Here is an 8,693-nt window from a genome sequence, read left to right on the forward strand (position 1 = left end):
CACGGGCGCACGCCCCCGCGCCCCAGCCCTCCCGCCGCAGCCGCACCCCACGGCCGCGCCCTCGCCAGAGGCGCGCGCACTGCTCACGTGCCGCCGCGGGACTCCCCCGCCGCCCGCCCCGCCCTCTCCCGCTCCTGGGGTGTGCGGGCGGCCGGACGGACGCCCGGCGCCACCTGGCGGCAAGTACCGCACCACGAAGGGCGATCGACGCCCCGCGCGGGCATCGGCCCTTCCGGCGGTCCGGGTCCTCGTCCCCGTCCGCGCCCTCGTCGAGGCCCCACCCACTCCCCCGGTCGCTCCCGCATCACGCGCCCCCGAAGCGAGCGATGATCGATCATCCTGGCACTGAGTGCCATAAATATGGCCGGGAACCCTTGCGACGCGGCACCGCGTGCCATACCGTCGGGGCATCCGGCCTGTCCCCGCGAGCGTCACATCGCGTCGCCGGACCGCCCGCACCCCGGGCACGACCGCGCTCCGGCGCGCGCACCACCGCCGAACCGACGGCACCCTCCACCGCCCCAGTTCAGCCAGGTACATCCGGAGGTTCCCGTGAAGCACATCCTGGACGCGATCCAGTCCCCAGAAGCCACCGCGGCGGACTTCGCCGCGCTCCCCCTGCCCGGGTCCTACCGCGCCGTCACCGTCCGCAAGGACGAGACCGCGCTGTTCGAGGGGCTCGACACCCGGGACAAGGACCCCCGCAAGTCGCTGCACGTGGACGAGGTGCCGGTGCCCGAACTCGGGCCCGGCGAGGCGCTCGTCGCGGTGATGGCGAGCTCCGTGAACTACAACTCCGTGTGGACGTCGCTGTTCGAGCCGATGCCGACCTTCGGGTTCCTGGAGCGCTACGGCAGGCTCAGCCCGCTCGCCGCGCGGCACGACCTGCCGTACCACGTCATCGGCTCCGACCTGGCGGGCGTCGTGCTGCGCACCGGCCCCGGTGTCAACTCCTGGCACCCCGGCGACCGGGTCGTCGCCCACTGCCTGTCCGTGGAACTGGAGTCGTCCGACGGGCACAACGACACCATGCTCGACCCCGAGCAGCGCATCTGGGGCTTCGAGACGAACTTCGGCGGGCTCGCCGAGCTCGCCCTCGTCAAGTCCAACCAGCTGATGCCGAAGCCGGACCACCTCAGCTGGGAGGAGGCGGCGGCGCCCGGGCTCGTCAACTCCACCGCGTACCGCCAGCTGGTCTCCCGCAACGGCGCCGGCATGAAGCAGGGCGACAACGTGCTGATCTGGGGCGCGAGCGGCGGACTCGGCTCCTATGCCACGCAGTTCGCGCTCGCCGGCGGGGCCAATCCCATCTGTGTGGTCTCCAGCCCGGAGAAGGCCGAGCTGTGCCGGCGCATGGGCGCGAACGCCGTCATCGACCGCTCGGCCGAGGGGTACCGCTTCTGGCGCGACGAGCAGCACCAGGACCCGCGCGAGTGGAAGCGGTTCGGCGCGCGCATCCGCGAGCTGACCGGCGGCGAGGACGTCGACATCGTCTTCGAGCACCCGGGCCGGGAGACGTTCGGCGCCAGCGTCTACGTCACCCGCAAGGGCGGCACCATCGTCACCTGCGCCTCGACGTCCGGCTACACCCACGAGTACGACAACCGCTACCTGTGGATGTCGCTGAAGCGCATCGTCGGCTCCCACTTCGCCAACTACCGGGAGGCGTGGGAGGCGAACCGGCTGATCGCCAAGGGCCGCATCCACCCCACCCTGTCGAAGGTGTACGCGCTGGAGGACACCGGGCAGGCCGCGTACGACGTGCACCGCAACCTGCACCAGGGCAAGGTGGGCGTGCTGGCGCTGGCGCCCCGCGAGGGCCTCGGCGTGCGCGACCCCGAGATGCGCGAGCGCCACGAGGAGGCCATCAACCTCTTCCGCACCGACCGGACGGCGGCGGCCGCATGAGCGAGCGCGCCGCCGCACCGGGCCGGGACCGCCCGTGGCTCATGCGCACCTACGCGGGCCACTCCACCGCCGAGGCGTCCAACGCCCTGTACCTGCGGGGCCTCGCCAACGGGCAGACGGGCCTGTCGGTCGCCTTCGACCTGCCGACGCAGACCGGCTACGACCCCGACCACGTGCTCGCGCGGGGCGAGGTCGGGCGCGTCGGCGTGCCGGTCTCCCATCTCGGCGACATGCGGCGGCTGTTCGAGGGCATCCCGCTGGAGCGCACGAACACCTCGATGACGATCAACGCGACGGCGCTGTGGATGTTCGCGCTGTACCAGGTGGTGGCCGAGGAGCAGGGCGGCGAGGCGCCCGGGGCCCTGCGCGGCACCACGCAGAACGACATCGTCAAGGAGTACCTCTCGCGCGGGACGTACGTCTTCCCGCCGGGGCCGAGCCTGCGGCTGACCACGGACCTGATCGCGTACACGGTGCGCCGCGCGCCGCGCTGGAACCCCGTCAACATCTGCAGCTACCACCTCCAGGAGGCGGGCGCGACGCCCGTGCAGGAGATCGCGTACGCCCTGTCGACGGCGATCACGGTCCTGGACGCGGTGCGGGCCGGCGGGCAGGTGTCCGGGGAGGCGTTCGGCGAGGTCGTCGAGCGGATCTCGTTCTTCGTCAACGCGGGTGTCCGGTTCGTCGAGGAGATGTGCAAGATGCGCGCCTTCACGCGGCTGTGGGACGACATCACCCGGGAGCGCTACGGCATCGGGGACCCGCGCCGGCGCCGCTTCCGCTACGGCGTGCAGGTCAACTCGCTGGGCCTCACCGAGGCGCAGCCGGAGAACAACGTGCAGCGCATCGTGCTGGAGATGCTGGCCGTCACCCTCTCGAAGGGCGCCCGGGCACGCGCCGTGCAGCTGCCCGCCTGGAACGAGGCGCTCGGCCTGCCGCGCCCCTGGGACCAGCAGTGGTCGCTGCGCATCCAGCAGGTCCTGGCGCACGAGAGCGACCTGCTGGAGTACCCGGACCTGTTCGACGGGTCCCCGGTCGTCGAGGAGAAGGTGGCGGGCCTGGTGGCGGGTGCGCGCGCCGAGATGGAGCGGATCGAGGAGCGCGGCGGCCTGCTGGCGGCCGTGGAGTCCGGCTACCTCAAGAGCAGCCTGGTCGCCTCGCACGCCGAGCGCCGGACCGCCGTGGAGTCCGGCGCGGCGAAGGTCGTCGGGGTCAACTGCTACGAGGAGAGCGAGCCGAGCCCGCTCACCGCCGACCTGGGCACGGCCGTGCTCACGGTCGACCCGGACACCGAGGCGGGCGTGGTCGCCTCCCTGGCGCGCTGGCGGGCCGGCCGCGACGAGGAGCGGGCGCGCGAGGCGCTGGCCGAACTGGCGAGGGCGGCGCGGGGGCCGGACAACCTGATGGAGGCGAGCCTCGCGTGCGCGCGCGCCGGCGTCACCACCGGGGAGTGGGCGGGGGCGCTGCGCGAGGTCTTCGGCGAGTTCCGCGCGCCCACCGGGGTCGCCGGCGCGCCGGTCGCCGAGGCGGCCCCGGAGGGCTCCCCGCTCGCCGCCGTACGCGCGAGCGCGGCCCGTACCGCGTCCGACCTGGGCGTGGGGCGGCTGCGGCTGCTGGTGGGCAAGCCGGGGCTGGACGGCCATTCCAACGGCGCCGAGCAGATCGCGGTGCGCGCGCGGGACGCCGGCTTCGAGGTGGTGTACCAGGGCATCCGGCTCACCCCCGCGCAGATCGTCTCGGCCGCGCTGGCCGAGGACGTGCACTGCGTCGGCCTGTCGATCCTGTCGGGCGCCCACACCGCGCTCGTGCCGGACGTGCTCGCGCGGCTGCGCGAGGCGGGCGCCGGCGACATCCCGGTGGTGGTCGGCGGCATCATCCCGGCCGGCGACGCGGCGGCCCTGCGCGCGGCCGGCGTGGCCGCCGTCTTCACCCCGAAGGACTTCGGAATCACCGAGATCATCGGCCGTATCGTCGACTGCGTACGGCAGGCGAACGAGCTCGACCCCCAGGAGGTCCCCGCATGACCAGCCCCTCGTCCCCCTCCCCCGCCGGCAGCCCGGACCCCGCGGCCGGCCGGCTGCGGCCCCGGCGCTCGTGCCTCGCGGTGCCGGGCTCCAGCCCGCGCTTCCTGGAGAAGGCGCAGGGCCTGCCCGCCGACCAGGTCTTCCTCGACCTGGAGGACGCGGTGGCGCCGCTCGCCAAGGAGGGCGCGCGGCACAGCATCGTCGACGCGCTCAACAAGGGCGACTGGACCGGGAAGACCCGCGTCGTGCGGGTCAACGACTGGACGACGAGCTGGACCTACCGGGACGTCATCACCGTCGTCGAGGGCGCCGGCCAGAACCTGGACTGCGTGATGCTGCCGAAGGTGCAGGACGCCGAGCAGGTGCGGGCGCTGGACCTGCTGCTGACCCAGATCGAGCGCACGATGGGCTTCGAGGTCGGCCGCATCGGCATCGAGGCGCAGATCGAGAACGCGCGGGGCCTCGTGAACGTCGACGACATCGCCGCCTCGTCACCGCGCCTGGAGACGATCGTCTTCGGGCCCGCCGACTTCATGGCGTCCATCAACATGAAGTCGCTCGTCGTGGGCAAGCAGCCGCCCGGCTACGACGCCGACGCGTACCACTACATCCTGATGCGGATCCTGATGGCGGCCCGCACCCACGACCTCCAGGCCATCGACGGCCCCTACCTGCAGATCCGCGACGTCGAGGGTTTCCGCGAGGTGGCGGGCCGCGCCGCGGCACTCGGCTACGACGGCAAGTGGGTGCTCCACCCGGGGCAGATCGACGCGGCGAACGAGGTGTTCTCGCCGGCGCAGGAGGACTACGACCACGCGGAGCTGATCCTCGACGCGTACGACTTCCACACCTCGGAGGCGGGCGGGAAGAAGGGGTCCGCGATGCTCGGCGACGAGATGATCGACGAGGCCAGCCGGAAGATGGCGCTGGTCGTGGCCGGCAAGGGCCGCGCGGCGGGCCTGCGGCGCACCACCTCCTTCGAAGCCCCGGAGGCGTGAACGATGCGATTCGGCCGGACGTTCGAGGAGTTCGAGGTCGGCGCGGTCTACAAGCACTGGCCCGGCAAGACGGTCACGGAGTACGACGACCACCTGTTCTGCCTGCTGACGATGAACCACCACCCGCTGCACCTCGACGCCCACTACGCCGGCGGGGCCACCGATTTCGGCCGCAACGTGGTGGTGGGCAACTACGTCTACTCGCTGCTGCTCGGTATGTCCGTCGCGGACGTGTCGGGCAAGGCGATCGCGAACCTGGAGGTGGAGTCGCTGCGGCACGTGGCGCCCACCTTCCACGGCGACACGCTCTACGGCGAGAGCACGGTGCTCGCGAAGACGCCGTCACGCTCGAAGGACGACCGCGGGGTCGTGCAGGTGGAGACGCGCGGCTACAACCAGGACGGCACGGTGGTGTGCGTCTTCCGGCGCAAGGTGATGGTGCCGACGGCGCAGTACGTCGAGCGGCGCGGCGGCGAGCAGCCCGGCCGCCCGGAACCTCGGGAGGGGAACTGACATGGGCCGACTGGCCGCCACCGCGGACCTCACGGACGTCCAGCGGGAGATCGTCTCGACGGTGAGGGACTTCGTCGACAAGGAGATCCTGCCGGTCGCGACGGATCTGGAGCACCGCGACGAGTACCCCTCGGCGATCGTGGAGGGCCTCAAGGACCTCGGGCTGTTCGGCCTGACGATCCCGGAGGAGTACGGCGGGCTCGGCGAGTCGCTGCTCACGTACGCGCTGTGCGTGGAGGAGCTGGCCCGCGGCTGGATGTCGGTGTCCGGCATCGTGAACACGCACTTCATCGTGGCCCATCTGCTGAAGACGTACGGAACCCGGGAGCAGAAGGACGGCTTCCTGCCGCGGATGGCGGCCGGCCTGGTGCGCGGCGCCTTCTCCATGTCCGAGCCGGGGCTCGGCTCCGACGTGTCCGCCATCACGGCGAAGGGCGTGCGGGACGCGGAGACCGGCGACTTCTCCCTGACGGGCCAGAAGATGTGGCTCACCAACGGCGGCACGTCCTCGCTCGTGGCGGTGCTGTGCCGCACGGACGAGGGGCAGCCGGCGGACGCTCCGCCGCACCGGTCGATGACGACGTTCCTCGTGGAGAAGGAGCCCGGCTTCGGCGAGATCCGTCCCGGGCTCACCATCCCCGGCAAAATAGACAAAATGGGCTACAAGGGAGTCGACACCACCGAGTTGATCATGGACGGCCTGCACGTTCCGGCCGATCGGGTGCTCGGCGGAGCCACCGGCCGAGGGTTTTACCAAATGATGGACGGCGTGGAAGTCGGGCGCGTGAATGTCGCCGCACGTGGTTGCGGAGTCGCTCAGCGCGCCTTCGAACTGGGCATTTCATACGCGCAGCAGCGCCACACCTTCGGCAAACCGATCGCCGCGCACCAGGCGATCCAGTTCAAACTGGCCGAGATGGCCACCAAGGTCGAAGCCGCCCATGCGATGATGGTCAACGCGGCACGCAAAAAGGACTCCGGGGAACGAAACGACCTGGAGGCAGGGATGGCGAAGTACCTCGCCTCCGAGTACTGCAAGGAAGTCGTCGAGGACGCCTTCCGCATCCACGGCGGCTACGGCTTCTCGAAGGAGTACGAGATCGAGCGCCTCTACCGGGAGGCCCCGATGCTGCTGATCGGCGAGGGTACCGCCGAGATCCAGAAAATGATCATCGGTCGCCGACTGCTGGAGGAGTACCGAGTGCAGGGATGAGCGTGCTGTACGGCACGTACGGTCCGCCCTCTCGGGTACGGTTCGTCCCGGTTCGCCGGGCGGCCCGCGAGACGAGCAGCGTACAGATCCCGTATGGTCCGCGCAGGGCCGGGCTCGGCCCGTGAGCGGATCACCTACGGGATTCATACGAAGATCGTATGAATTTCGCCGGGGAACGTTCGGAACCAGACGTGCGTCCAAGCCCCCAAGAGCCCCTGGGGACACACGAGAAGGCGTGGGACAAGGTCTCGCGAACGCCCGACTGGGCTGCTGGCTTGCTCAGTTGTGGTTCGCTACCGATAGCATCGGTGGAAGGCCGCCGTCCCCCTGTTGCCAGCGCGGCATCATCCGCTACGAAGGTCATCCATGCCCCACAGTCCATCCGGCCCAACCTCCGCACCCCGCGGTCGCGTCCGCCTCGCGCGGGGATCGTCGCCGTGGCTCCTGCCGACCGTCGCCACGGCGGCGCTCGGTCTGGCGCGCGCCCGCCGATCCAGAGGTGCGGCCGCCGTAGCCGTGCCCGCCACCGCGCTCGCCGCGGGCATGCTGTGGTTCTTCCGCGACCCCGAGCGCGAGATCGCGCAGGGCCGTCTGATCTCCCCCGCCGACGGTGTGGTGCAGAGCATCATGCCGTGGAAGGACGGACGCACCCGGGTCGCCATCTTCATGAGCCCGCTCAACGTGCACGTCAACCGCGCCCCGCTGGCCGGCACCGTGACGTCGGTGGAGCACATCCCCGGCGGGTACGTGCCGGCGTTCAACAAGGAGAGCGAGAACAACGAGCGCGTGGTGTGGCACTTCGACACCGAGCTCGGCGACATCGAGATGGTCCAGATCGCGGGCGCGGTGGCGCGCCGTATCGTTCCCTACCTGCCCGCGGGCACGAAGGTGGAACAGGGCGAACGCATCGGGCTGATCCGCTTCGGCTCGCGCGTCGACCTCTACCTTCCCGGCGATGTGGACGTCGCAGTCGAGGTGGGCCAGAAGACGACCGCGGGGGTGACTCGAATTGACCGTGATTGACCCGGAGACGCAGACCGGATGGGTCCCGGAGACCCAGGTGGACGACGAGGCGGAGCCCATGCCGCTCTCGCTGCGGCTGTCGATAGCCGATGCCCTCACCCTCGGCAACGCCACCTGCGGCTTCATGGCGGTGTACTTCACCACCACCGGCATCCTGATCCCGCACCTGACCGGCAGCGACGAGAGCGGCGGCATGGCCCGCCACTCGGCGGCGACCGCGGTCATCCTGATGCTGTGCGCGGCGGTCTTCGACCTCTTCGACGGCCTGGTGGCGCGCAAGCTGCGCAGCTCGCCGATGGGCGCCGAGCTGGACAACCTGTCCGACCTGATCAGCTTCGGCCTCGCGCCCGCGTACTTCGTCCTCGTCTACGGCCTGGTCGAGAGCGACGCGCACCAGCGGTTCTCGGTCGTGGCGGCCGTGGTCGTGCTGCTGGCCGTGGTGCTGCGGCTCGCGCGCTTCTCCTGCGTCACGGTGCGCAACGGCATGTTCCAGGGGATGCCGAGTCCCTTCGGCGCGCTGACGGTCGTGTCGATCGTGCTGCTCGAGCTGCCGTTCGTCCCGACGCTGCTCGCGATCGTGGGTGTGGCCTGGCTCATGGTGAGCCGCGTCGAGTACCCGAAGCCCCGCGGTGTCCTCGCCGTGGCGATGCTGAGCTGGATCGTCTCGGCGATGGCGCTGCTGGCCGCGTGGGCCTTCGACGCCCCGGGCGGGCAGCTGCTGCTCCAGACGGGCTGCGCGCTGCAGGTCGTCACGGGCGCGGTCATCCCGCTGTTCGCGACGGCCCGGCGGGTGAACACGTTCCGGGACAACCGCCGCGAGGCCCGGGCGGCGCAGCTGCCGTAGCGCTCCTCCGGCGCCCCGCGCCGGGAACACCCACCGGCGCTCACCCGCCGGAAGAACCACGCAAAGGGCCCGCGACCGCTCAGGTCGCGGGCCCTGCTGTCGTACGGGCGCGGGCACCGCGGGCGGCCCGGGCGGGGAGCCGCGCACCGGCGGCCGACCCGCCGCCCCGG

At 71.4% G+C, this 8,693-nt stretch carries 7 protein-coding genes; all 7 read left to right on the top strand.

What is annotated here, in order from left to right; all coding sequences use genetic code 11:
* The first annotated feature begins 552 nt into the window (after positions 1 to 552).
* The 7 genes from ccrA (at position 553) to pssA (ending at position 8,523) form a co-directional block, all read left to right on the top strand.
* Positions 553 to 1,908, top strand: coding sequence for a crotonyl-CoA carboxylase/reductase (gene ccrA / locus L1885_RS18410; protein WP_235798229.1), 1,356 nt, complete (start codon positions 553 to 555; stop codon positions 1,906 to 1,908).
* The gene (locus tag L1885_RS18415) at positions 1,905 to 3,932 is read left to right on the top strand and encodes an ethylmalonyl-CoA mutase (RefSeq protein WP_235798230.1); all 2,028 of its coding nucleotides are present in this window, start codon (positions 1,905 to 1,907) and stop codon (positions 3,930 to 3,932) included. Before ccrA ends, L1885_RS18415 begins: the two co-directional genes overlap by 4 nt.
* On the top strand, positions 3,929 to 4,930 hold the full coding sequence (locus L1885_RS18420; protein ID WP_235798231.1) for an HpcH/HpaI aldolase/citrate lyase family protein: 1,002 nt from the start codon (positions 3,929 to 3,931) through the stop codon (positions 4,928 to 4,930). Before L1885_RS18415 ends, L1885_RS18420 begins: the two co-directional genes overlap by 4 nt.
* 3 nt (positions 4,931 to 4,933) lie before the next feature.
* The gene (locus L1885_RS18425; protein WP_235798232.1) at positions 4,934 to 5,443 is read left to right on the top strand and encodes a MaoC family dehydratase; all 510 of its coding nucleotides are present in this window, start codon (positions 4,934 to 4,936) and stop codon (positions 5,441 to 5,443) included.
* Between the two features lies 1 nt (position 5,444).
* Positions 5,445 to 6,656 carry an acyl-CoA dehydrogenase family protein gene (locus L1885_RS18430; protein WP_235798233.1) on the top strand — a complete coding sequence of 404 codons (1,212 nt, stop codon included), beginning with the start codon at positions 5,445 to 5,447 and terminating at the stop codon, positions 6,654 to 6,656.
* 366 nt (positions 6,657 to 7,022) lie between these two features.
* The gene (locus L1885_RS18435) at positions 7,023 to 7,679 is read left to right on the top strand and encodes a phosphatidylserine decarboxylase (protein ID WP_235798234.1); all 657 of its coding nucleotides are present in this window, start codon (positions 7,023 to 7,025) and stop codon (positions 7,677 to 7,679) included.
* The gene (pssA, locus tag L1885_RS18440) at positions 7,666 to 8,523 is read left to right on the top strand and encodes a CDP-diacylglycerol--serine O-phosphatidyltransferase (protein ID WP_235798235.1); all 858 of its coding nucleotides are present in this window, start codon (positions 7,666 to 7,668) and stop codon (positions 8,521 to 8,523) included. Before L1885_RS18435 ends, pssA begins: the two co-directional genes overlap by 14 nt.
* Positions 8,524 to 8,693: the final 170 nt, after the last annotated feature.

This window comes from Streptomyces fuscigenes (assembly GCF_021556455.1).
GTDB lineage: Bacteria > Actinomycetota > Actinomycetes > Streptomycetales > Streptomycetaceae > Streptomyces > Streptomyces fuscigenes.